The 23,053-nt window shown below is 42.0% G+C and carries 18 protein-coding genes, 1 tRNA gene and 1 pseudogene; 5 read left to right on the top strand and 15 right to left on the bottom strand.

The window, feature by feature from the left end:
- Positions 1-107 precede the first annotated feature (107 nt).
- Complete coding sequence (locus ACSX1H_RS13050) at positions 108-374, top strand: hypothetical protein (protein WP_439184533.1); 267 nt, start codon at positions 108-110, stop codon at positions 372-374.
- Between the two features lie 134 nt (positions 375-508).
- Here the strand turns inward: ACSX1H_RS13050 and ACSX1H_RS13045 are convergent, their stop codons facing one another.
- From ACSX1H_RS13045 to ACSX1H_RS12975, 15 genes and pseudogenes are all read right to left on the bottom strand, one after another.
- Complete coding sequence (locus tag ACSX1H_RS13045; protein WP_439184532.1) at positions 509-694, bottom strand: hypothetical protein; 186 nt, start codon at positions 692-694, stop codon at positions 509-511.
- 186 nt (positions 695-880) lie between these two features.
- The gene (locus ACSX1H_RS13040; RefSeq protein WP_439184530.1) at positions 881-1,015 is read right to left on the bottom strand and encodes a hypothetical protein; all 135 of its coding nucleotides are present in this window, start codon (positions 1,013-1,015) and stop codon (positions 881-883) included.
- Entirely contained in the window at positions 1,008-2,450 is a 1,443-nt protein-coding gene (locus ACSX1H_RS13035) for a Fic family protein (RefSeq protein ID WP_439184529.1), read from the bottom strand. The genes ACSX1H_RS13040 and ACSX1H_RS13035 overlap by 8 nt, the downstream gene beginning before the upstream one ends.
- Positions 2,451-2,974: 524 nt before the next feature.
- Positions 2,975-4,393: a hypothetical protein gene (locus tag ACSX1H_RS13030; protein ID WP_439184528.1), complete on the bottom strand. Its 1,419-nt coding sequence runs from the start codon at positions 4,391-4,393 to the stop codon at positions 2,975-2,977.
- A 66-nt stretch (positions 4,394-4,459) separates the two neighbouring features.
- Positions 4,460-5,404 (bottom strand): alpha/beta fold hydrolase, encoded by a 945-nt coding sequence (locus ACSX1H_RS13025; RefSeq protein WP_439184527.1) that lies wholly within the window; start codon positions 5,402-5,404, stop codon positions 4,460-4,462.
- A 5-nt stretch (positions 5,405-5,409) separates the two neighbouring features.
- Positions 5,410-6,996 (bottom strand): hypothetical protein, encoded by a 1,587-nt coding sequence (locus ACSX1H_RS13020; protein ID WP_439184526.1) that lies wholly within the window; start codon positions 6,994-6,996, stop codon positions 5,410-5,412.
- A 108-nt stretch (positions 6,997-7,104) separates the two neighbouring features.
- Positions 7,105-7,626, bottom strand: a complete 522-nt coding sequence (locus ACSX1H_RS13015) for a hypothetical protein (RefSeq protein WP_439184524.1) — start codon at positions 7,624-7,626, stop codon at positions 7,105-7,107.
- Between the two features lie 236 nt (positions 7,627-7,862).
- Positions 7,863-8,912 (bottom strand): 3-oxoacyl-ACP synthase, encoded by a 1,050-nt coding sequence (locus ACSX1H_RS13010; protein WP_439184522.1) that lies wholly within the window; start codon positions 8,910-8,912, stop codon positions 7,863-7,865.
- Between the two features lie 2 nt (positions 8,913-8,914).
- Positions 8,915-9,919, bottom strand: a complete 1,005-nt coding sequence (locus ACSX1H_RS13005) for a 3-oxoacyl-ACP synthase III family protein (RefSeq protein WP_439184521.1) — start codon at positions 9,917-9,919, stop codon at positions 8,915-8,917.
- Between the two features lies 1 nt (position 9,920).
- On the bottom strand, positions 9,921-11,234 hold the full coding sequence (locus ACSX1H_RS13000; RefSeq protein WP_439184520.1) for an acetyl-CoA hydrolase/transferase family protein: 1,314 nt from the start codon (positions 11,232-11,234) through the stop codon (positions 9,921-9,923).
- Positions 11,221-12,690 (bottom strand): sodium:solute symporter family transporter, encoded by a 1,470-nt coding sequence (locus ACSX1H_RS12995; protein WP_439184518.1) that lies wholly within the window; start codon positions 12,688-12,690, stop codon positions 11,221-11,223. The genes ACSX1H_RS13000 and ACSX1H_RS12995 overlap by 14 nt, the downstream gene beginning before the upstream one ends.
- A 107-nt stretch (positions 12,691-12,797) precedes the next feature.
- Positions 12,798-13,541, bottom strand: coding sequence for a 3-oxoacyl-ACP reductase FabG (gene fabG, locus ACSX1H_RS12990; RefSeq protein WP_439184517.1), 744 nt, complete (start codon positions 13,539-13,541; stop codon positions 12,798-12,800).
- A 13-nt stretch (positions 13,542-13,554) separates the two neighbouring features.
- Positions 13,555-14,751, bottom strand: coding sequence for an acetyl-CoA C-acetyltransferase (locus ACSX1H_RS12985; RefSeq protein ID WP_439184516.1), 1,197 nt, complete (start codon positions 14,749-14,751; stop codon positions 13,555-13,557).
- Positions 14,752-15,006: 255 nt separating this feature from the next.
- A pseudogene (locus ACSX1H_RS12980) lies at positions 15,007-15,261 on the bottom strand (phage integrase SAM-like domain-containing protein); the annotation flags it as partial.
- Positions 15,262-15,544: 283 nt separating this feature from the next.
- Positions 15,545-15,618: transfer RNA gene (locus ACSX1H_RS12975), tRNA-Arg, on the bottom strand.
- A gap of 425 nt (positions 15,619-16,043) precedes the next feature.
- Between ACSX1H_RS12975 and ACSX1H_RS12970 the strand changes: the two genes are divergently transcribed.
- The 4 genes from ACSX1H_RS12970 (at position 16,044) to ACSX1H_RS12955 (ending at position 23,023) form a co-directional block, all read left to right on the top strand.
- The gene (locus ACSX1H_RS12970; RefSeq protein WP_439184515.1) at positions 16,044-16,940 is read left to right on the top strand and encodes an ABC transporter ATP-binding protein; all 897 of its coding nucleotides are present in this window, start codon (positions 16,044-16,046) and stop codon (positions 16,938-16,940) included.
- On the top strand, positions 16,937-20,266 hold the full coding sequence (locus ACSX1H_RS12965; RefSeq protein ID WP_439184513.1) for a golvesin C-terminal-like domain-containing protein: 3,330 nt from the start codon (positions 16,937-16,939) through the stop codon (positions 20,264-20,266). The genes ACSX1H_RS12970 and ACSX1H_RS12965 overlap by 4 nt, the downstream gene beginning before the upstream one ends.
- A gap of 161 nt (positions 20,267-20,427) precedes the next feature.
- On the top strand, positions 20,428-21,903 hold the full coding sequence (locus ACSX1H_RS12960) for a TolC family protein (RefSeq protein WP_439184511.1): 1,476 nt from the start codon (positions 20,428-20,430) through the stop codon (positions 21,901-21,903).
- A 34-nt stretch (positions 21,904-21,937) separates the two neighbouring features.
- Positions 21,938-23,023: an efflux RND transporter periplasmic adaptor subunit gene (locus ACSX1H_RS12955; RefSeq protein WP_439184509.1), complete on the top strand. Its 1,086-nt coding sequence runs from the start codon at positions 21,938-21,940 to the stop codon at positions 23,021-23,023.
- Positions 23,024-23,053 lie beyond the last annotated feature (30 nt).

The raw sequence follows: 23,053 nt of genomic DNA, 5'->3' as shown, positions 1-23,053 counted from the left end.
CAATAGGGAGTAAATAAGGGGGCAAGTGCTTGGCGGTATTCTATTCTAACCTTTTTTGTATCTCTTCTCAATTATAATACTTTTGAGCAGAAATAGATCTTAAGGGAATGGCAGTTGTTTATGTTTCATTAGCCTCATTGGGCATTAATCTGATATTGGGAAAATACAGAGCTAATTACAAAAAGATGAGTTGGCCCTGGTGGTTGCTTATACACGCTTCTATTCCTATACTAGTTCCTCTTCGGATAGGGTTGGATATTCCAGTCATTTTTATTCCATTGTTTATCGTGATTGCAATTATTGGACAATTCCTTGGTGCCCGTTATTTCAGTAAAGCAAAAACTAAGCACACCGAGCGTGACACAGAAGCTTGAAAGCAGCATCGCGAAAAGTGCTATTACTGATTGTGAGGAATATTTTGGAGAACGGATGGCCGGGTACTGATAGGGTTTAATTACAGCTAGTGGCGGCGTCTATATTAAGTAGCTACTCCTATGATTGACTTTGTTTATAATTCGTCTTCCTGCTTTTTAGGCTTGCGGGCAATAAAGTAGGCCGGCAAGCCAATTATTAACATAAGGAAAACAAAAGCCCCCCAACCCCAAGGATTCATTCCTCTCTTTTCGGCGTCTTTAGCGACGAATAAAGCAACGGTTAAAGCTACTAGGGCTCCAATTAACTGTGGTGTTTCCATGGCTATCAAACTTTTTATAGAATTTCGAGATTCAAGTATACAACTATTTTTGTCTTAATAGGGCTGAAAGCAGTACTTTTTCGAAATACATTTTTAGTTGATAGCTTATTTATGGCTGTTTGAATTCGTCTAAATTTATTAGGGAGAGGACAAACGAAACTTGGTAGAAGCTAAGTGTTGAAGCTTCTAATCAATGAGGTACCGCTTAATTAGTTCTTCTTTGCTGCTATTCAGCATACGCCTGCTTATTTTTTCACTTTTCCCGGTGATGCGTTGCACATCTTTTGGGTAGATGCATAGCCTTGTTAATGGTTTAGTCATTGTTCATAAATATCTCTTGGTATTGGGTTTCTAAATCTTTTACTTCAGCATTGGTGAGGGCTTTGAACTCTTTGGAACGTGCTCTTTTGGATAGTTGACCATTGTTTTGTTCCAGAAAGCGGACCAATGTGGCTATTAACTTGTCCGGCATTTCCAGCTGATTGTCAATATAGCGCTTGAACTCATCGTAGTGCTTCAGGTAGTTGACTTCTTCCGGAATGACAATATTGATAGTATCAAGGACACAATCGTATAAAAACTCTGCCTGAGCAGTTGCATCAAAGTAGCGGTAGTAATCAATGGTTTGGTTCGTTACTTTCACGCTATTATCCTCTGTGGTTTCCCACTCAATAAAGTCAAGAATTGGATGTGAGTAGGACTCTAACACCACCCGGTAATCATCGATATGGTTAAGGATGGATGCGGATACCGGAAAGATAATGCCTTGTTGTGAGAACCTCATCTTGGCCAGGATGTGGTGAATGAGGTAACGGTGAAGGCGCCCATTACCATCCACAAAAGGGTGGATAAAGACAAAGCCAAAAGCAATGCATGTGGCGGCCAGCACTGCATCAAAGTCAGTTGCTTCTAATTGCTTATATGTGGCAATAAGACCATTCATCAATTGCTCTAAATCTTCATGTCTGGCGGATATGTGGTCTGGTAGTGGTTCTCCTGTTGAACGCTCATGCTCACCAACAAAACCACCTTGCTGACGCAGTCCCATCTGGGTAAAGCGCTTGCTTTCGATAACGAGCTGCTGCAGGCGAATTAGTTCCCGGAGGCTGAGGGCTTTGGAGCCAGCCTGTCCAATCGCCTTCCCCCATCTGAGGGCACGATTGTTACCGGGGTTTTCACCTTCGATGGTAAAGGATGCTTTAGAGTCTTTTAAAAGGAGGAAAGATGAAGCACGCTGCAGGACATCTTTGTGAATGGACTGCAAATAGGTATGCTGACTATTGGCCAGATTGGCTTCAATGTGTGCTTGCAGCTTTGGTGTTTTATAAATAAGCGGACAGAACCCAGGAGTGCCCGGCAGGTTATTGATGATGCGGTGACGTGATGAGCGTTGGCCTTCAATGGTAAACTGCAGCTTATCATCAAGTAAGGGCACAAAGTTCTTTACACCAAGGTTAGGGATGTCGAGTGTGGTGCCTGTCAGCCACTCGTAAAGGAACCATATTTTACGACTGTACTGGCCGGTTGGCTCAATGGCCAGTAGTTCTTTCACCTCATCTGCTGTTAAGGTATTGAACAAGAACTTAAAAAACAACAGGTTGATGCCTTCATATTTGAGGGCGAATATCAGCTGTTTATAAAGTGAGTCTTCGGGCTGGTGCCTGGGGGTGAAAACCTGCCAACCATCCGTCTCATAGCGCCTGTTTTTGGTACTTATCAATGCAATTTTGGCGGGTAGAGGGACAGGTAATTCCAAGGTGTGGATGATGGCTCCATAACCTACAATGTTGCCTTGTTCGGGAGCTGTACGACCGTGAAAAACGGTTATTGTTTGAGAAAAACAGGTTGAATGAACTGAAGTTCATCTATTTAAATATAGTTACTGAGGCAATAGCAGGCTAATACTTTATCATTACTTCATCTATACTTAAGGAGTATGAAAATAATACATTGCAAGGAGTTACAATGTGGGGAAGTATATGGCCAAAAGTGCCCTTGTGAGACAAGTCGGACAGCGTTATTTGAATTGCTACAGATGGGATTGTACTTTGAGCTTATTAACCTATAAAACTAAATGCAATGACAAGGCTTAAGCACCTTCAGAGGTGAGATTTTTAGCAATGAGAAGTGAGATGATGTGCAGCTTGGAGCCAATTATTCATGGAGGTCTAATTTAAAAGGAATTAATGGTTTTCTAGAAAAATTCTTTCTATCCTCCGCTTCATCAATAGGGTGCCCAGCTGCGTTGCTGAGAGAGGGAATATCCATTATCTTTAAACATCAGATCTTAACCGTTAATTCCGCTCGCACCTCTTTAATCAAGCGAGGATAAAGTACTGACAGCTCCTTAAGTAATCGTTGGATTGGCTTCCCTGAAAAATCATGCTTGCTAAAATCTTCAATGGCTTGTTTGAGTTTTGACTTAAAGACTACTTCCGTAATTTTCCCTTCACTGAATTGGGCCAAAAGTAAGTAGGCCAATATTTTTGGTGCATAACGTCCCGTTTTTAAATATTGTTTCTCCTTTGGCAGTAAATTGAATTTTCTTTCCAGGCTTATAATCCGCCGAAAGCTTTCCAGCTTTAGCAATACCTTAAAATAGGAAGAAAAGAATACATGCCAGCGATGTTCAAAGATTTCTTTTTGATAACTTTCCAGGTAACTTTCGGCCATGTTGGCAGCCGCCTTAAAACTGTTATTTTCCCCAAGGGTTTTAATGTATAATCCAATGAACCCAATGTAATTAAATCGAGAAGCCCTCTCTTTTGTTCGCTTATTCACGCCTTCCATTAGCCTTAATGCTTCCTCATTTTTGCCTTGTCTCAACAGGATTGAACACAGGTTGTTTACATACAACATGTAGTCTGCATTCTCCTTTCGAATGGCATAGTAGCCAAATTCAGCGGCCTTATCGTAGACTTGCATCTTGGCATACATCATGGAGACATTGTTATAATAATTGGTCAGAATGCGGTTGGAATAAAACAAGCTCGATTGCAGTTCAAGATTAAACTGCTCTAAGAGCTCTTTCAATTTATTATAGGCCTTATAATTATAATAGAGATAGCTAAGGCGTACCATTGCTTTATAACGCGTGAAACCATCAAGTTCTTTATCCTGAGCGGTTTTTATTAAGAAGCTTTCCCAGTGAATGGACGCAATATTCTGGGATTTGCTTTGTTCAATAATATCTACGGTGGCATTATTTAGTCGTTCGTTGATTTTTTTACCGTATCGATAAGCTGCTTCATACTTGTCCAAAAAGTGCTTCACACGCTCATAATTTACTGTGATACTTCGAATAAGGATGTAATCACGGTAACTGATGAGCAATTCATAAAATCGCATGAAATAATAGGAGGTGGATGTAATACTATCCACATAATTCATTAGGCGTTTACTTTCTTCGCGCGAAAAAGTATCGGTGTGTATCCATTTGTCCACTTCCAGTATCCAATGAAAAAAGACATCCACATCGATTTTGTCCAGCTGTCCCTGCATCCATTTCATCATGGCCGAATATTTGCGCTTATCAATGTTTTTATCAAATGTTTGTTGCCTCCCATTCTGATGTCTGTTCAGAATCACCTGAAAGATTGCCAGACGCTCCTCATCCTGAAACTGCTGAGCCTCATTGAGCATATTAATTTCGTGTGGGAAAAGAGAATCGACGTAGGCAATGAATTTATTTAGCATCATGGTATCAAAAATAGAAAACTGCCGGCATATTAACAGGCCGACAGTTCATGCACTATTGATATTTTATTATTGGACGAATGATTCTATCGCGTCCGAAACTTCTTCTGCTTTCTCAAATCCCACAAAGTGACCGGCTTTTGGTATCATTATCAATTGACTATTTGGAATCTGCTGATGACCGTACTGGGCAATTTTAAGTGTGGTACCTGGATTTAGATATCTGTTTGGTATCAGGTTATCGTTCTCTCCAAAGATGATTAAGGTTGGCACGGAAATATCCTTTAACTTTTTGCGAATCGGTTCTGTTACCATCCCTCTTACGGAACGACTCACGGCGAGGCAATAGTTTGGAAAGTCCTCAGCACTGCGCATAGCCAGTCGATCTTCTGTCATGAAACGGGCGTCATCTGGTAGCTCATAGAAGTTAAAGGCCAGGTTGCTTTCGATAGCATCGGCGGTTGTTAACCGGACTAGTTTAGGAGTCATAACTTCCTCGAACCAATCGCGCTGTCCATCGGTAAACTTTTCAAATCCAGCTGGAGCTACCAATACCAGTTTTTCAGCTTTATCCGGATACATTAAGCTATAGGTCATGCTTATCTGACCTCCCATCGAGTGGCCTATCAATGTATAATTACTTAGGCCAAGCTCGTTTATAAACGCATGTACTGTACGTGCATAATAGGACATTAAGCCTGAATGGGGCGGTTTATCCGATTTTCCATAACCGGGCAAATCCAAGGCTATGCATCTGTAAGTTCCAGATAATTTCTCTATTTCATGTCGCCAGGCCGGAATGTAACTACCCAGACCATGGATAAATATCAACGTTTTCTCACCTTTTCCTTCATCTACATAGGCAATATTCAAATCGTCTGGTAATTGTGCATACTTTACCGGAAACTTATATTGAAGGTCTTTTGTCATGGATTCCATTTGCGCAATGTGCTTATAGGGGTTACAGGCTGATAGCGCTAGCCCTGTGATGATCATCAATAATATCTTTCTCATAATCATTAGAATAACAACCATTTGTAAACAATAAAAGCAGTCCATGGGTCTGTCGGCCGTCCTTCAGTGACGGCAGTCCCATTGACATCAAAGCTGTAGCTGTCGTCGTTACTTTCATAAAAATTGCCCAGTTTCATATAGGCGCCATGCAACTCCACACTCATAAAAGGTCCAAGGTTGTATGATAAGGATGCATTTACTTCAGAACCAATAACTTTGCCACCGCCAGCAGGTGCTACATTGCTGTTTGCATGTCCGAACCCTAGTTTTGCGTTCAAGCGATGAGGCACAATGTCTTTGGAGGCTTTAATACTAAAACCTGTCAAGCCATATCCCATATTTGATAGGTCAGCTACCACCGGTGTAAACCGATTGACTACATTGGCATGTGGAAACAGCAGATAGGTGCCCGTACCTACAAAAATTCCAGCAGGAGCTCCCCAGGTATTCCCTGTTATTACCCCCGAATACTTTTTATCTTCCAAGGCATTGTCATCTCCAGAGGCATATATACCATCGATGGAAATGTAATCGTTAATGGTTTGACCATGGCGATAAGCTAGCCTTGCATTGGCTGAAAAACCACCTATATCCGCACCTTTTACCCATGCGCCTTCGCTTGCTACTTTAGCTTGACCGAGGTTGTAATTAAAAAAGCCCGTCATCTGCCAACGATCCATTATAAAATCTTCATTGCGACTGAAATATCCACCTAACCAGGTGATATCTGCTTTATAGGGGCTTGTACCAAAGTCCTTAAACCTGAAAGTCCCATTATAACCATTCAACTTACTATTTAGGCCCTGTGCATAGATGCTTACTCCACCTTCTCCATTGGCTCTATCCTGCAGATGATAAATTGACCCTCCGATTTTCCAAAGAGGGGTTATTTTTCTCTGATAATGTCCTTCCAACAGGAACACATCATCCAATTCTTCTATATTGTTTTCGTAAAACTGATAGAAACCCACTTTAAGATTACTGATGTCATCATCGCGGCGGGCAGTAATGCCAACGGCATCAGTCCCCCAGTAACTCAAACGGTAACCTGTTTGTAACATCTTATCTACATAAACCCGATAAGGGTTATAAGGGGTATCAAACATACGCATTAATCCCAGGTTAACTTTCCAATATTTATTAGGTATTAGCTCTAATTCCACGTTTTGAGTTTGAAGATTGACAAAATCTCCAGAGATGGCACCACCTAGGTTACCACCGGCCCCATAAGAAGCATCTCCCCAGGTAAAATCAATCTCAAAAGATGCTCTTAATAAGGCTTTCCCATCAAATAATTTTGGTTGATAGATAAAAAAAGGAATGAGGCGTTGCTCGACATAACGTGTTGTTTTATTCTTTGAAGTTTGGGTTGTATTATCTCCAAATAAACGCCCGATGACCTGTCCCTTCATAAATACATTTTCAGGATAAAAATTAGATGTCACCCCTTGGCTGATAAAAAAGGCAAAAAATTGCAGTTCTTTATTTTCCTCTTTGGGTAAATCGTCTTTGAAAATGTCTTTACCTTCATCTTGAGCGTGGAGCTTTCCCAAGCAAAGTATCAAACTCAATATCCATAAAATTTTTTTCATACTTCTTTGTTTTTAGTCCTTAAGAGAACAGCTTCCAAGCATAAAGCAAGAGTATAAAAATGAGGCACCCTTTTTACTGAATGCCTCATTTATCAGTTTAGCCTCGCTTTATTCTGTTGTTTTCACATATTTCTGAATATTGGTCTCTCCCCAGGCACCACCGCTTGTACTGCCAAAGCCTGCCTCCGCGGTTGGAGGAAAAACACCTGAAATTTCCGGATTAGTTTGCGCCACTTCGTACCACAATGAAACAGGGGTGGTCTTTTTAATCTCAAAAATTCCTTTAGATGTAATCTCACTTGGTGCTCCATTCATACTCGTCTGGTTTAAGGTAATCTCCCAAAGGCCTGTTGCAGCATCTTTCTTTTGAGTAAATGTACCTACCAGTTTGTACTCCACACCTGCGATGTAAGATTTTACTTCGTAAGTCTGATCTTCCTTGAAGTTTGCATACAACATATCGTCGTAGCCCAGATTCGTTAATATGGCAGAAATATCGGTCGCTTCCCAGTTACCAATAATTCCTTTTTCATCCACTGCAATTTCTTCTACTGGATCGTCTTCAGAACAAGCAGTGAAACCTACTGCAAAAACCATTAATAACATCCAAATACTGATTCCTTTTTTCATATGAATTTAATTTAGTTGATTTGTTATATGGAACACAAGAAATTTTAACCTATGCCTATTGTTGAGACTAAAGGATTAGCAACTCTTGTTTGTTTCCTACTTAAAAAAAGCTTTGTTACTTACCTATCTCAAAAATAATTCTACCCACGAATTGTTAAAATTAGTTTTACAAGGTATTAACCTTGACTTTTGATCATATATAATCCTTTGTGGTTGATATATAGGTCTTTTAGTTGCTAATTGTGACCATTGACTTTTATCTTGCCCCAACGAATTACGTTGGCATTCCAGGCATATCCGATTCCGGCCGCAATCATTGATATTATGCTGCCTTCACGTAATTTCCCCTGTCGGTTGGCCAGGTGAATTGATAAGATCTGGTCGACCTGCCCGATGTGACCATAGTCTGAAAGGTAGATACTCTGTTCTTGAGATAACCCCAATTCCTCTAATAAAAAATCGTGCATCGACTTTTTAAAGTGAAGGCTCGCCAAGAAGCTGAGGTCTTTTTTGGAAACACCTGATTTTTCAAAAGCTTGATTGATACAATGCATCCAGTTAGCTATGGATACTTCATTGAGGCGGTCTTTCATGTGTTTTTCATCGAATACACGTAGTGATTTTGCGGCTTTTCTGCAATTTGTTTCATTAATGGGATTCACTGTGCCACCATACTCTACTGCTACATCGCGTGCCAGGGAACCGTCGGTCATGATATGGGTTCCTAATAATTCGTTTGCTTCATGGTTTTTCTTCAAAATAATGGCTCCTGCGCCCGCACCCAGGTTAAACATAAAGGATAGGCTTGGGTCGCGATAATCTATCAAATCTCCATTACGATATCCCCCGACAATCATTACGGTATTTACTTCCTCATCGGCGATAAGCATATCCTTGGCCATTTTCATGCAGGAGATTGTTGTTCCACAACGCTGTTGTACGTCAATGCCCCAAGCATTCGTTGCCCCTATCTTTTCCTGTATGTAGATGGCTGATGTTGTTAATGGATATTCCTTGTACTCTTCACCCATGCACATTATAAGGTCAATCTCCCTGGGATCTATGCCAGTATTTGTCAGCGCGTCCTTTGCTGCTTTAACACCCATCTCCTGGGTGCCATCATCTGGACCAGGAATCGGTTTCTGATTTATGCCTAATTTATTAATTACCGCGTTTTCACTCCAAACACCTCCGGTTTGTTCGGCTATTTTAGAAGCACTTATATAGTAGGCTGGAATGTAAATTCCAGTGCCAACGATGCCTACTTTCACTTGCTTATTGTCCATAACTAATACACCAATAAATTACTACTAACTGCCAGTCCAGCTCCAGATGCCATCATTAAAACCTTGTGGCCTTTTTTAATTCGTCCATCTTGAATAGCATGGTGCATGGCCATTGGAATACAGGCTGATCCGGTGTAGGCATAACGATCCATGATCATAGTGGTTTTTTCAATTGACTGCCCGAGGATTTCCATGACTTGTTTTATCACGTCTGCATTAATTTGGGTAAAGAGGAAATGATCCACTTTATCAATATCAAGATCAGCCTTTTCAAGTAATTTACGGGTGAGTGTCGGCCAAAGCTCCACATTGCGATCTCCAGGCAAGGGTTTCAGGCTTTCCAGGCCATATTCTTTGGTTTCGATATTCTGGGCTGTGGGTTGGTGCTTTGCCCCACCTTTGTATATCCCAATAAAATCAAACTGCGTGCCGTCTGTCAACATCTGGCTTGCCAGATGCTCCCCATTGCCTTGATTCTTTATCACTAAGGCTCCGGCTCCGTCGGAAAACACTGGTAATGTATATTTACTGTTGTCATGAATAAAAGCCGGCATGTTGTATACCCCCACTACTACAGCATGACGGATAGAATGATCGGTAGCCATAATGCGCACGGCATTATCGTAGGCCATGCCGAAACTGGCACAACCAGCTGATACATCGTAACAGTAGGATAGAGTCTGCCCTTTTTGCAAGCGTCCCTGCACAACTACCGAAGTGGCGGGTGAGATGTATTCTGGAGTATCCGTTCCAATAATTATTAAATCGATGTCGGCATTTGTCAGCCCAGCATTGTTAATAGCGGCTTGAGCTGCTCTGATGGCAAAGTCAGCGGTTGACTCTTTCAGTCCTTGGTACTTAGCAATGTGGCGGCTTTTAATGCCCAGCTTGCTTTCAAACTTTTCGACATCAAATTGGACCCCGCTCATTTCTATCAACTCCTGGTTGCTGATTGGCTTGCCTGGTGCATAAATACCAGTTCCTATAATTTCTGTCTGTATCTTCATATTAGTCGATGTATCCTATTTCACGGGCCTGTTGGCTTAATTGTTCTCTAAACTTTGGATGTGCAATGCTAATCAGTGCCTGCGTCCGTTCTTTAATGGTTCTGCCTTTCAGACGCACAGCCCCATATTCGGTTACCACATAATCAGTATGGCTTCTGTGCAAGGTCACAGCGGTCCCAGCAGGTAAAATCGGAGTAATCGTTGATACTGTTCCTTGTTTGGCTGTTGACCGACAGGCGATAATTGATTTACCCAATCCATCGAGTCCTTCTCTTGCTCCAACTGCCGTATCCGTTTGTCCACCTGTTCCAGAATATTGATTAATGCCTATGGCTTCGCTGGCCACCTGTCCCTGAAAGTCCACCATCAGGCAGGTATTAATCGATACCATGCGTGCATTTTGTCTCACCACACAGGGATCATTCACGTAAGAACCACGCAAAAACTCCACTGCCATGTTGTTGTTTAACCACTTGTACATTTTCTCCGATCCCATAGCAAAGGTGCAGATGAACTTGCCTTTGTGCAGAGACTTTTCCTTATTGGTGATGACCCCCAATTCATATAGTTCTAACATGGAGTCCACCATCATTTCGGTGTGCACACCCAAGTTCTTTTTATCCCTTAACGACAGGGCTGCCGCATTTGGTATTTCCCCAATGCCAAGCTGAATTGTTGAGCCATCCTCCACCAAGCCTGCAATGTGATTACCAATCTGCATCGCCACTTCATCCGGCTCTGTTGAAGGTAAAGTTGGTGGCTTTTGGTGATGTTCCACAAAATAATCCACCTCCTTAATATGGACGTGAGTATCTCCCATGGTGCGGGGCAAATATTTGTTTACCTCTAGCACGATCACTTCTGCCTGTTCGAGAATATCTTTTTCGTAAGTTACACCCAAAGACAATGATACATACCCCTTGTCGTCAGGTGGGGTGCAGGTTCCAAAGAAGATATGTGGCCGTCGAACGGCAATACGGTCCAGTCCGGCTGTGTGCAGCATATTGGGAACGTAAGTCACTGTACCTGTCTTGTTCTTAATGGCCTGACGACTTCCATCGGCATGAAACCAGGAGCACAATTCAAAATGTCCTTTCATTTCCGGCTTCATATAGAAGTCATAAGGTTTTAATGTTAATACCGAGAATACCTTTACGTCTTTGACTCGGTCTTTCGCCTTGTGAAACTGCGACATGCATCCCTGTGGCTCAGAAGCGCACTGGGCGACAATCACATCGGTGTCACTTTTAAGCAGATCTGCTATCTTCTCAAGAGGGAGCAGCTTGTTTGTATAGAGCTGATTAACTGAATTCATTGCTTAGCTGATATTTTTTTATTTTCCTCGCTTCTCTTAAATACAGCACCAAGCCTACCAGAGATGACAGGCTAATTGCCATCGAAGAAGCAATAGCTGGATTTCGTACTTCACCTTGCAGATAGGGTGTAGCCCAACCCAAATATAAACCAGAAGTTTTAATGAGCCAAGGTAAGATGTAGTATATCCCAAAGTGAGTTATTAAGGCTACCATCGATGCTGAAAATGGTAACTTCCAGTTATTCACATTTGTAAAAATACCCATAATAACTGGCACAAAGGCTACTGAAAAATAGGCGTAAACCCCATTCTGTGCGAGAATGGCCACGCTTAGTTTGGGATTTATCAACTGATTCCATGCCATTAAAAAGGAGACGAATGCCAGTAGTACTACCATCCCTTTATTAATGCGGAAATAGCTTTGTTCATTGGGAATGAAGCGACCAAAAATCGGTTTGATAATATCAGTCGTCCATGAAGTTGATAAGGATTGGATTAATCCTTCAAGCGTTGAAAAGCCGGCACTTAAAAGACCAAGTATGACAACCAGGCCAACAATCACCGAAAACCATCCTTGATTAAATATCTGAATTACATAACTAGGTATAATATCGTCGGTATTAAGAGCGACGCCATCGACCTGTAATTCGGGAAAAGTTAGTCGTGCATATAAGCCCACAATGACTACTGAGAAGAATAGTATTTCGGCAAGGATGGCAGTTAGTAAAAAGCGATTCACATCATTTTCTTTTTTCAGAAATAAAGATTTTGTAATGATGTGTGGTTGAATCACAACTGCTATGCCCACAACGGTTTGGGTAAAGGCTATTTCGAAAAAGTCTCTGAAAAGCGGACTTTCTGCATTCACATTCTTAGTCAGTAGAGGGTTAATAGAAGCCAGGCTCTTCCAGAATTCGTCTACACCATCCTTAAGGTGTTCATAACCAGATCCTAATAAGATAACAGCCACTAAAAGCATTACTATGGCCTGAATAGAGTTTGTGTAAACCAAAGAATTGGCCCCTCCAAACATCATATAGCCAAATACAAATACCACTACAGCTGCCAACACCCAGATCTCATCTGCAGCAATCCCCTTGGATAGAACTTTAGTAATCGCTACCAATATTAAAACAATGAAGGTGATGAGCAAGATTGATAGTAGGCCCATAAAAAGAAGATAAACCTTGCTATTGTATCTTGTTCCAATCCACTGGGCCAAGGATATGGCTTTGACTGATTGGCCGTATTTGCGAAAGCTTTTAGTAAGAACTACCAAGGACACCAATGTTGCCAGAGGAAAGAATAAGCCAAACGACAAGACTCCACTCCAGCCATACATGGCAATTAATCCCGGATTAATTACAAAAGTGGCTGCACTTGTCATTGACACGGCCAGGGAAAGGCCGACGAAAGCGGGTGAGAAGTTAACACTTCCGACCGCGTAATCTTTCATGGATTTGGTTTTCAGGGCACCTTTGATTACAAAATACAGTATAAAAGCTATGTATATAAAAATCAGTATCCAAGTACCCAATATCTGTTCGCTTGAAGCCATACTTTTTAAATTACAATTCCACCATCCACACTTAGTACGGTCCCGTTGATGTACTCTGCTTCTTCACTGGCAAGATAAGCATAAGCTGATGCAATATGGTCGGGTTTCCCAAGTTTCCCAACTGGAATTTTGGCTTCCATCATGTCAATCACATTTTGAGGCATTTTCTTCACCATTTCCGTTGCAATAAAGCCTGGTGCTACCGCATTAACTGTCACACCTTTTCGAGCCAACTCTTTACCCATTGTTTTGGTCATACCAATTACTCCTGATTTGGTGGCTGCATAGTTTGTCTGGCCAAAGTTTCCGTATAGCCCAACTACTGAAGATGTGTTAATGATGCGTCCATAGCCCTCGGCTACCATGTGCTGAGAAATTACTTGTGAGCAATTAAAAACCCCAGACAAGTTTACATCTATTACTTGTTGCCATTGGTCGGGTGTCATTTTCTTCAAGGTCGCATCGCGGGTAATCCCAGCGTTATTAATCAGCACGTCGACTTTTCCATATTTTTCTATCACCTCACGGCTTGCTGCCACCACTTCATCATAATTAGCCGTGTTAACTTTGCGAAACATCGCATCACTGCCAATTCCTTTCAATTCCGCCAGTGTTTCTCTGCCTTTTTCTTCGTTTAAATCCCAAATGACTACTGAAGCTCCTTCATCCGCCATTTTCAAAGCTCCGGCTTTTCCGAGGCCATCGGCCCCTCCGGTAATAATTACTACACGGTTTGTAAATCTTTCCATTTTATCTGTTTTATTAGTTATCTAATCGTTCAATAAGTAAAGAACTACCCATTCCACCGCCCACGCATAAGGTAGCCAGTCCCTTTTTAGCTTTGCGTCTCTTCATTTCATAAAGCAGAGTAGTCAGTATTCTGGCTCCAGAGGCGCCAATGGGGTGTCCCATGGCAATGGCTCCACCATTCACATTAATTTTTTCGTGTGGTATATTCAGGTCGCGTTGCACAGCGATTGCTTGTGCTGCAAAAGCTTCATTCGCTTCCACCAGATCAATATCTTCCATTGTCCACCCTGCCTTTTCAAGGGCCACTTGAGAAGATTTTACCGGTCCGTAACCCATAATTGCCGGGTCAAGTCCGCTATTGCCATAGCTTACAATCTCAGCTAAAGGCTTCAATTCAAGTTCCTGTGCTTTTTCTTTAGCCATTACTATTAACATGGCTGCTCCATCATTAATGCCCGATGCATTGGCGGCTGTAACGGTTCCATCTTTTTTGAAGGCCGGGCGTAATTTTGCTAACTTTTCGGCACTCACACCTGCTTTGGGGTATTCATCAGAATCAAAAATTATTGGTTCCCCTTTCCGCTGAGGTATTACTATTGGTGCAATTTCTTCTTTAAATCGTCCTTCCTTTATTGCTACTTCAGCTTTATTTTGGCTACTCGCTGCAAAAGCATCCTGCTCTTCGCGTGTGATGTTCCAGAGCTTAGCAATGTTCTCGGCTGTAATTCCCATGTGGTAGTTGTTGAATGCATCCATCAAGCCGTCGTTAATCATGGAATCTAACATGGTACCTTCGCCCATTCGGTATCCGAAGCGCGCTTTTGGCAATAAGTATGGTGCATTTGACATGCTTTCAGCTCCACCTGCCAATATCACATCAGCATCGCCTAAAGCTATAAACTGGGCCGCCATGATCACTGCACGTAATCCTGATGCACAGAGCTTATTAATGCACAGAGCTGGCACCGTGTCAGGGCAGCCGGCATGCAAGGCAATTTGACGAGCCATATTTTGTCCGGCACCGGCTGAAAGAATGTTTCCTACCAATACTTCGTCAATTATATCAGGTGATATATTGGCGCGTTTAATGGCCTCCTTTGCGGCTGTTACTCCCAGTTCTACAGCGGTTAAGCCAGCTATTGTGCCTCCGAAGCTGCCTATAGCTGTGCGAGCGGCAGAAACAATAACAACTTCTCGTATCTTGTTCATAGTGTTTAAGTTTTATTTGCTATGCACACAAATAAAATTCACATAGAAAGAAGATGAAATGCCAGGTTAAAGATTAGAGCGGCTGACTTTTTATAATATTGAACGATATATTAATCCTTACTAATTAATCACCAGTGGATTACTACTAACGATTCGAAGTGTTGACCCGTAGAGTTAACTGGTGCTATTTTATCGACTATTTGGCTTAAAAGGGAAGGTAATGATACGCTCTAATATCTGTATAGGTGATTTTCTTCATAGAACATAGAAAAACCTTTGCCTGCAGCAAGCACAGATGGTGAAGCGATGGCGAGCTGGTATCCAATTCAAACTTTGACAAATATGTACGTACTTATAGGACAGGGGATAGGCTTTGAATGGATAGTGCTTTATCCACCCCAGCTTAATGGCCAGATTAATATATGTCCGTAAACGGGCAAGGTGTTTCATAATGGAGTTGTGTGAAAGCTTTTTTACTCCGGGACTGAGCGGCTGATGCCCCTTTAGAAAGGCCTCAAAATCTCAAATAAATTGATTATCAATTTATTTGAGGTAAATATCATCTACTTTCTTCTTTTCGTGTAAAAACATTCTCAGATATTTGGCACTGGTCTTGTAATGGGCCAGTGTATACTTGTTGAGGCTGTCCTTTTGGGTGGTGTAGTGATAATTGATTTATGCCTAGACCCAGAAATTGTACGTGGTCCGATTTATTCCCAAATAGGCAAAAACAACAAAAGCCTACAAATCAAATGATTTGCAGGCTTTTGTATTGTTTTGATATTGTTAAAAGTGATCCCGACAGGGTTCGAACCTGTGACCCACAGCTTAGAAGGCTGTTGCTCTATCCAACTGAGCTACGGGACCATCCTTAGTGCTTTTTCTCAAAAGCGTTGCAAAGATAGTTATTCCCCGGTTTTAATCAAATAAAAAAGTATCTTTTTACGGCTGGAAAAACGTGTGAATCCCTTTAGGTGTGCCTAAGTTGCATTGATTCAGCTTACAGGGAATGAATATTTTTTTCGCAAGTTTTTCAGAAAATTGGCGTCTTATTATCTAGCGCAAGTATCTTTTCAGTAGGTGGTCGATTTCGGACGCAAAAATCAGCGTGGAGTAGGTGGGAAAGGTATTTTGGCAAATATTTTAAAGTTTTATTGTACGAAATCGAACGTTTTGTATCGTAAACGAACAGTTTATCCATTGCACCGAAATGTATAACTTGTTAGGGTATAAGTTAATGGATGAAGTGGTATAGTATTAGATGGACATGAAGTAACCTAAACATATCTATTTTGAATATTCATATTAAAGACCTGAGTCAGGTATATAATAATGACTTTAGGGCGCTACACAAAGTCAACCTCAACATTGAAGCAGGCATGTTTGGCTTGTTGGGGCCCAATGGCGCAGGCAAGTCAACTTTAATGCGTATTTTGGTGACTCTGCTTAAGCCTACTCATGGCGAAGTGTATGTTAACGACATGAAGCTCTCCAAAAACAGGGCTGAAGTTCGCTCACTTCTTGGTTATTTGCCACAGGATTTTCGTTTCTTTTCTAAGCTCCGAACCTGGGAATTTCTGGATTATGCGGCCTCCTTGGCAGGGCTAAGAAATAAAAAGGACCGACTGGCAGCTGTTGATGATTTATTAGAGCAGGTGGGTTTATTTGATGTGCGTAACCGCTATGCCAATAAACTCTCAGGAGGAATGAAGCGTCGCCTCGGTATTGCTCAGGCTTTGATAGGCGATCCTAAAATCATTATTGTTGATGAGCCCACAACGGGCTTGGACCCGGAAGAGCGGATTCGTTTCAGAAATATACTTTCCAATTTAAGCCAAAAAGAGATCATTATTATTCTCTCAACACATATTGTTGGTGATATCTCATCTACTTGCAGGCAGATGGCTCTCCTTAACCACGGCGAAGTCCATTTTCAGGGCTCACCAGAAGCCTTTGTTAAGCAGTCCGCTGGGCATGTCTTCAAAACCAGTGTGTCGTTCGAACAAATGAAACTCATTAGTGAGCAATACCCGGTTATCACATCCGTTCCTGGAGCCGCAGGGTATGAAATTGAATTTGTTGCCGATGAAGTGAAGAACTGGGACACATCATTGGTCGAACCCAACCTGGAGCATGCTTATGTCTATTTTATGGAATATGTTGCTAATGAAAAATTTCGCTACCAATGATGTCGCTTTTTAATATTAACACTGTGGCCCGCTTTGAATCGAAAACACTTTTTCGGAGCTGGTTTTTCAGAATATTTGCATTCCTCATATTAGGATTTATACTAATGTTTAACCTGTTTGGTCTGACTGGCATCGCCGATGGCGGATGGCCTGGCCGTTTGCTGCCATCAGGAGCGCCCTATTTTAATATGTGGTTGTTAAATATTGCTCAGTCGGTCATCGCAGTTTTTTTATCAGCTGACTTTTTAGGTCGCGATAAGAAGCTGGATACAACAGAGGCTTTTTACGTTCGAAGCATGTCTAACTCCGACTATGTCATCGGAAAAACCTTGGGGGTACTGAAAGTATTTCTGCTACTGAATGCCTTGGTCATGTTAAGTGCCTTTCTTTTTTCGACCGTTGCCAATGAGGTGGCCATCCCCTGGACCTCTTATCTGTTTTATCCCTTATTAATGTCCTTGCCCACATTGATCTTTATCTTGGGGCTATCGTTTTTCACAATGACACTGATTCGTAATCAGGCAGTTACTTTTGTGCTATTGTTGGGTTTTATAGCTCTATCCCTGTTTTATTTGGGCAATAAATATTCTGGTTTGTTTGATGTATTGGGGTTTTATACGCCTTTTATGCGTTCCGATTTTACAGGTTTTCAGAACCTAACGCTATTAATCGGGCACCGACTTATCTACTTTGCACTGGGACTAATGCTAATTTTGGCCACCATATGGCGATTACCACGTTTGGAGCAACAGCGATTTAACCGTGTGTTTTTACTTTTGGGTATGGCTCTTTTATTGCTGGTGGCAGTCGGTAGCACCTGGCAGGTGCTTAATTCTTCATGGGAATCAAGCAGGCTGTTAACGCGTATTCAGGAACTGAATTCTCAGCTTAAACCATCGAGTTATCAAATTGACAGCTATGAGCTGGAATTGAAGCATCAGGGCAGTACCATTGCTTGCAATGTGCAACTAGTAATTACTAAGCATGCTGATAAGCCAATGGATTTGGTTTTGGCCTTGAACCCAGGATTACAGGTAAGAGATTGCAGGATGGGGCAGGAATCATTGCATTTTGAGCAGGATAACCACCTGCTGCGTGTTGAGTTGCCAGATGATTTCAAGCAAAAAGGAACGATTGAACTGGCTTATGAAGGTGTTGTTTTGGATGCCGCCATGTATGCCGATATTAATGCCGAAACCAGGCTTGGAGAGAATCGAACAGATCCGCTGCTGGCCGGCAAGCAATACAGTTTTATCCAACCTGATTACTTGCTCTTAACACGCGAGTCAAATTGGTACCCGGTTGTGGCCACCAAACAGTATTGGACACAGTATCCATTTACATCAATGCTTCTTAAAGTGAGTACACAAGGCCATTTAAAAGTGATTTCACAAGGCCAGTGTGATAGCCTGTCTGCAGGGAACTACCAGTTTACACCAGAACAGCCACAAAATGCCTACAGTGTAATTGTTGGTGATTTTGAAAAGCACAGTATTGTAATCGATAGCGTAGAATTCAATCTCTTTCACCATCGCGCACATGATTTTTATAAGGAGCATTTTACTGAGATTGGGGATACTCTGCCACAGGTTATCAAAACCATAAAAGGAGATTTTGAACGCAAACTTGGTTTGAGGTATCCTTATAAGCGCTTCTCAGTGGTAGAAGTCCCAATTAATATGTATTCCTATCTGCGTAACTGGAACCTGGCAACAGAAAACTGCATGCCGGAAATGGTTCTTTTTCCCGAAAATGGAGGAGGAACCTGGCAAAATGATTTAGCTAATAATCGCCATCGTGTTAACCGCAGAACGGAACGCTCCAATGAAGAACGCTCAGAGAAAGAGTTGCAGGTTGAAGTGCTGAAGAACTATCTGGGAGATAACTTCATTGCCCCATCCCGATTCTTTTTCGGAAGAAGGGAGGAGGGAGAACGCCATGTGGAGAACTGGGGACGCTATCAGGTGTTTCCTTTGTACTTTACCTATACCAACCGGATAATAGAAACGGGTTATTCTTTGCTGACAATTGCCTTGGAAAATTACCTGCATCAACGTTTGGGCGAAGTGCAACGACGCGACTTAGGTGGCTTGTCGAGCAATGATGAAGTGATTTTAAAATTGCGTGATAACAGTTTACAAACTCTAATTGATAAGGAGGATGTTAATACACTGGGAAATGTGTTTGCCTCGAAAGGCAGTCAACTGTTCTCCAATCTTAAAGTGAACATGACACAAAGCAATTTTGATAGGCAACTGGATGATTTGCTGATGAAAAAACGCTTTGTTAATGAAGAGTTGACAAATTTCACTAGAGCTATCAATGCCATCACAAGTACCGATTTTAAAACCGTTTATCACAACTGGCTCAATGAGAGCTATAGTCCGGCTTTTTTGTTCAGCACTGTGGATGTGGCAGAGGTGAAGGATGGGAATTGGATGCGTTATTTCTTGAAAACAAGTATTGCGAATAAAGGCAATGCAGATGGCATTGTTGCTTTCACAATTCGGGAAGGTATGCAACGGGGAGGACGCGGGCGTTTTCGGGGGCGTGCTCAAACAGATGCCGCGCAAGATAATGAGCAGAGCTTTGTGATTAAAGCAGGACAGACGTATGAACTTGGCTTTTTGTTAGATGCCGAGCCGCGCGAAGTTGTTGTTAATACTTTTCTGGCAGCTAATATTCCATCTAACCAAACACTTACCATTAATGAAACAGGCCAAACGAATTACAAAATGGATTTTTTTGAGGGTATTAGAGAATCGGCCCGAACACTGAGTTATACCAATCAGCGAGAAATAATAGTTGACAATGAGGACGAGGGGTTTTCGATGGTCAACACAGGTGAAAGTCGCACATTAAAGGATTGGTGGGCGAGCCGGCAAAATGAAGAACAGGAAAGCAGCACGTATGGCATGGTGCGTTTTTGGAATCCTCCGGTAAAGTGGGAGCCCGTAGCCGGCGATAAGTTTTTTGGCGAATACGTAAAATCGGCTGTTTATAAGCGAAAAGGAAGCGGAGAAGGTTATGTGGCATGGAAAGTTCATCTGGCAGAGCCGGGCTCTTACGCTGTATATGCTTTTGTCCCCAATGTTGGAATGCGCTTTGGTCGACGAAGAGATCATAATCGGGAAGCCAACTATCAGTTTACGGTCCATCATGATGATGGCGAAGATGATGTGAAGGTGACTGTGAGCCAGGATAATGACGGCTGGCTCTACCTCGGCGAATACTATTTCTCGAAGGGGAGCGCAAAAGTGCAGCTGACTGATGAAACCGATAGCGAGTTTGTGATTGCAGATGCCGTAAAATGGGAAAAAAAATAAACCGATAACAGATGTTTTCGATCCACCAATCACTAAAATTTAGTAACTCCTTTAGTACACAGGAACATTGTGATATTGATGCAACTATGCAGCAAGGATACCCGCTTGTTCCATCCTGCCTGATGGCTCGTGTAATGACTAATGAAAACAAACATAATCAGATGAAAAAAATCCTACTTGTAGCGTTGGGTCTGGCATTTATATGCATTTGCCAAGGTAAGGCACAGCGCTTAATGACCTTACAGCAGTCGGTTGATGAAGCCCTTAAAAACAGCCCGCAGATTGTGAGAATGCGATTAAGCCTGATAGAAACGCGAGAACTGTTAAATGCCCAAAGGGCCTCATTACGCTCCAATTTTCGGCTGAATCTTAACCCTTTTTCCTATAGAAACAATCGAAACTATAGTGATGAACAGCAGAAATGGTATAATTCAGAAAGCACCCAAATTGGCGGGTCATTCGGCATTAGTCAGCCCATTATCTGGACAGATGGATTGCTGTCGCTAAAGAACGACTTTGCCTGGCAGAGTAATAGCGGCGGACTTTTTGGTGAATCATTTAAAGGTTATAGAAACGATTTATATCTAACACTTGATCAGCCACTTTTTACATACAACCGAACAAAAATGGCATTGAAGGAGCTGGAGTTTAATCATGAAAATGCCAAATTAAATTATGCGCTCGAGGCCCTCAATGTCGAACAGCAGATTACGCAGTTCTTTTATCAGATATACCAAAAGCAGATGGAGCTCATGACCTCCCGCGAAGAGTATGCCAATCGCAAAAGGAGTTACGAGATCATCAGTAATAAGGTTGAAGCCGGCCTGACCGCCAAAGAAGAGATGCTGCAAGCTGAGTTGGACATGATGTCCAGCCAGTCAACCGTACAAAACATTGAGGTGGATCTTGAAAATACGAAGGATAACTTCAAGCAGGTACTAGGCCTGCCTCTTTCTGAAGAAATCATGGTCATAGCCGAAGTCTCAGTCTTGCCCGTTGATGTAGATTTAGATATGGCAACCAATTTTGCTTTGGCCAATCGTATGGAAATTCGTCAGCGTCAAATTAATATCGAAACCGGCAAGTTTGAGTTGATAAAAACCAATGCAACCAACGAATTTAAGGGTAACCTTAATGTGTCAGTTGGTATAAATGGAATTAATGAAAAGGCCAGTGAGGTTTTTAATAAGCCGGAAGATAACCAGGATATCAATTTTAGTCTTGAGATACCGCTGTTTGATTGGGGCGAGAAGAAAGCGCGTATGCGAGCTGCCAACGCCGCCTTAGAGCAGAGCGAATATAACTTGCACGATGAGCAGAAATCAATCCGCCTTAACATACGTAAAATCGAACGGAGCATACGAAATGCACTTATTCAAATCGATATTGCACGTAAAAATGAGGAGAATGCGCAGCTCACGTATGAAATTAATCTGGAAAAATACCGCAATGGCGATTTAACCAGTATGGATCTGAATCTGTTTCAAAATCAGCTGACTCAAAAGAAAAATGCACTGATAAATGCACTGATTGATTATAAGCTGGAGTTGCTCAATATGAAACTGCAAAGCTTATATGACTTTGAAATGAAACGCAGCATCATTGATGATGTTATGAAATACGAAATGATTCAATAAGCCAAATACTAACCTCAGAAATAAAGAAAATATCATGATAGCGACCAACCATCAAAATGTATTAGCTTTTGGAAAAAGGCTTATTCTGGCAGCCCTGCCGTTGTTACTTATTACAGCTTGCAAAAATGAGTCAACCAATTTCACAACGGATGTAGCCGTGAATGTGTCGGTTCAGGAAGTGCAGAAAAAGCCAATTCAACAAACCCTAATCACAACGGGTTCTATTCGGCCCGAGTTGGAGATTGAGCTTAAAAACGAACTGGCGGCCAACTACTATCTGCAAGCTAACCCAAAAACGGGTAAGCCCTTTAAAATGGGCGACTGGGTTAATAAAGGTCAGGTTATTATTCGCCTGGAAGACAAAGAGTACAGCAACAATACCAATCTGGAAGGGGCAGAACTGGATATGGATATTTCGCAAATGGAGTACCAGAAACAACTGGCTTTGTACGAAAAAGGGGGAGTGACCAAGCGTGAATTGGTTAACGCTGAAAAAACCTTGCTCACTGCCAAACAGACCTACGAAAATGCGGTGATAAATATGGCCAAATTATCCATCAGGGCACCCTTTAGTGGAGTCATTACCGATTTGCCATATTATTCGCCAGGCATTAGGCTTGAAAGCGGACAAGCAGTTTTGAGTATGATGAATTACTCGTCGATGTTAATGGATTTAAGTATGCCTGAGAACCTGATGGGACAGGTGCAAATTAACCAGGTGGCGAATATCATGAATTATGCCTTGCCCGATGATACCCTCAAAGGGCGCATTACCGAGTTATCACCGGCCATCGATATGGAGGCCCGCACATTTAAAGGACGTATAAGTGTTGATAACCAAAGCGAATTACTAAAGCCCGGCATGTTTGTAAAAGCCGAAATTGTGGTGGATCAGCGCGATAGTGCTCTGGTAGTGCCCAAAGATGTGATACTAACCGAAGGAAATCGGAAAATGGTGTTCATTGCCACTAACTCGGCGGCCGAAAAACGCTACATACGAACCGGGATAGAAGCACTTACCGAGGTAGAGGTACTTGAGGGGCTGAAGGAGAATGAGAGGCTAATCATCAAAGGCTTCGAAACACTTAAGAACCGCTCTAAAGTGAAAGTTGTAAAATAGTTATCGCACTGGACTTATAAGCGTATAGAT

The sequence above is a fragment of the Carboxylicivirga taeanensis genome (assembly GCF_051851475.1).
GTDB classification, from domain to species: domain Bacteria; phylum Bacteroidota; class Bacteroidia; order Bacteroidales; family Marinilabiliaceae; genus Carboxylicivirga; species Carboxylicivirga taeanensis.
The sequence above is the reverse complement of the archived record's forward strand: the minus strand, read 5'-3'. Positions and strand labels throughout refer to the sequence as shown.

What these genes read in the sequence shown, in the direction of transcription:
- ACSX1H_RS13050 (WP_439184533.1), top strand. Translation starts at nt 108, where the DNA reads ATGGCAGTTGTTTATGTTTCATTAGCCTCATTGGGCATTAATCTGATA.
- ACSX1H_RS13045 (WP_439184532.1), bottom strand. Translation starts at nt 694, where the DNA reads ATGGAAACACCACAGTTAATTGGAGCCCTAGTAGCTTTAACCGTTGCT.
- ACSX1H_RS13040 (WP_439184530.1), bottom strand. Translation starts at nt 1,015, where the DNA reads ATGACTAAACCATTAACAAGGCTATGCATCTACCCAAAAGATGTGCAA.
- ACSX1H_RS13030 (WP_439184528.1), bottom strand. Translation starts at nt 4,393, where the DNA reads ATGATGCTAAATAAATTCATTGCCTACGTCGATTCTCTTTTCCCACAC.
- ACSX1H_RS13025 (WP_439184527.1), bottom strand. Translation starts at nt 5,404, where the DNA reads ATGAGAAAGATATTATTGATGATCATCACAGGGCTAGCGCTATCAGCC.
- ACSX1H_RS13020 (WP_439184526.1), bottom strand. Translation starts at nt 6,996, where the DNA reads ATGAAAAAAATTTTATGGATATTGAGTTTGATACTTTGCTTGGGAAAG.
- ACSX1H_RS13015 (WP_439184524.1), bottom strand. Translation starts at nt 7,626, where the DNA reads ATGAAAAAAGGAATCAGTATTTGGATGTTATTAATGGTTTTTGCAGTA.
- ACSX1H_RS13010 (WP_439184522.1), bottom strand. Translation starts at nt 8,912, where the DNA reads ATGGACAATAAGCAAGTGAAAGTAGGCATCGTTGGCACTGGAATTTAC.
- ACSX1H_RS13005 (WP_439184521.1), bottom strand. Translation starts at nt 9,919, where the DNA reads ATGAAGATACAGACAGAAATTATAGGAACTGGTATTTATGCACCAGGC.
- ACSX1H_RS13000 (WP_439184520.1), bottom strand. Translation starts at nt 11,234, where the DNA reads ATGAATTCAGTTAATCAGCTCTATACAAACAAGCTGCTCCCTCTTGAG.
- ACSX1H_RS12995 (WP_439184518.1), bottom strand. Translation starts at nt 12,690, where the DNA reads ATGAAAGATTACGCGGTCGGAAGTGTTAACTTCTCACCCGCTTTCGTC.
- fabG (WP_439184517.1), bottom strand. Translation starts at nt 13,541, where the DNA reads ATGGAAAGATTTACAAACCGTGTAGTAATTATTACCGGAGGGGCCGAT.
- ACSX1H_RS12985 (WP_439184516.1), bottom strand. Translation starts at nt 14,751, where the DNA reads ATGAACAAGATACGAGAAGTTGTTATTGTTTCTGCCGCTCGCACAGCT.
- ACSX1H_RS12965 (WP_439184513.1), top strand. Translation starts at nt 16,937, where the DNA reads ATGATGTCGCTTTTTAATATTAACACTGTGGCCCGCTTTGAATCGAAA.
- ACSX1H_RS12960 (WP_439184511.1), top strand. Translation starts at nt 20,428, where the DNA reads ATGAAAAAAATCCTACTTGTAGCGTTGGGTCTGGCATTTATATGCATT.
- ACSX1H_RS12955 (WP_439184509.1), top strand. Translation starts at nt 21,938, where the DNA reads ATGATAGCGACCAACCATCAAAATGTATTAGCTTTTGGAAAAAGGCTT.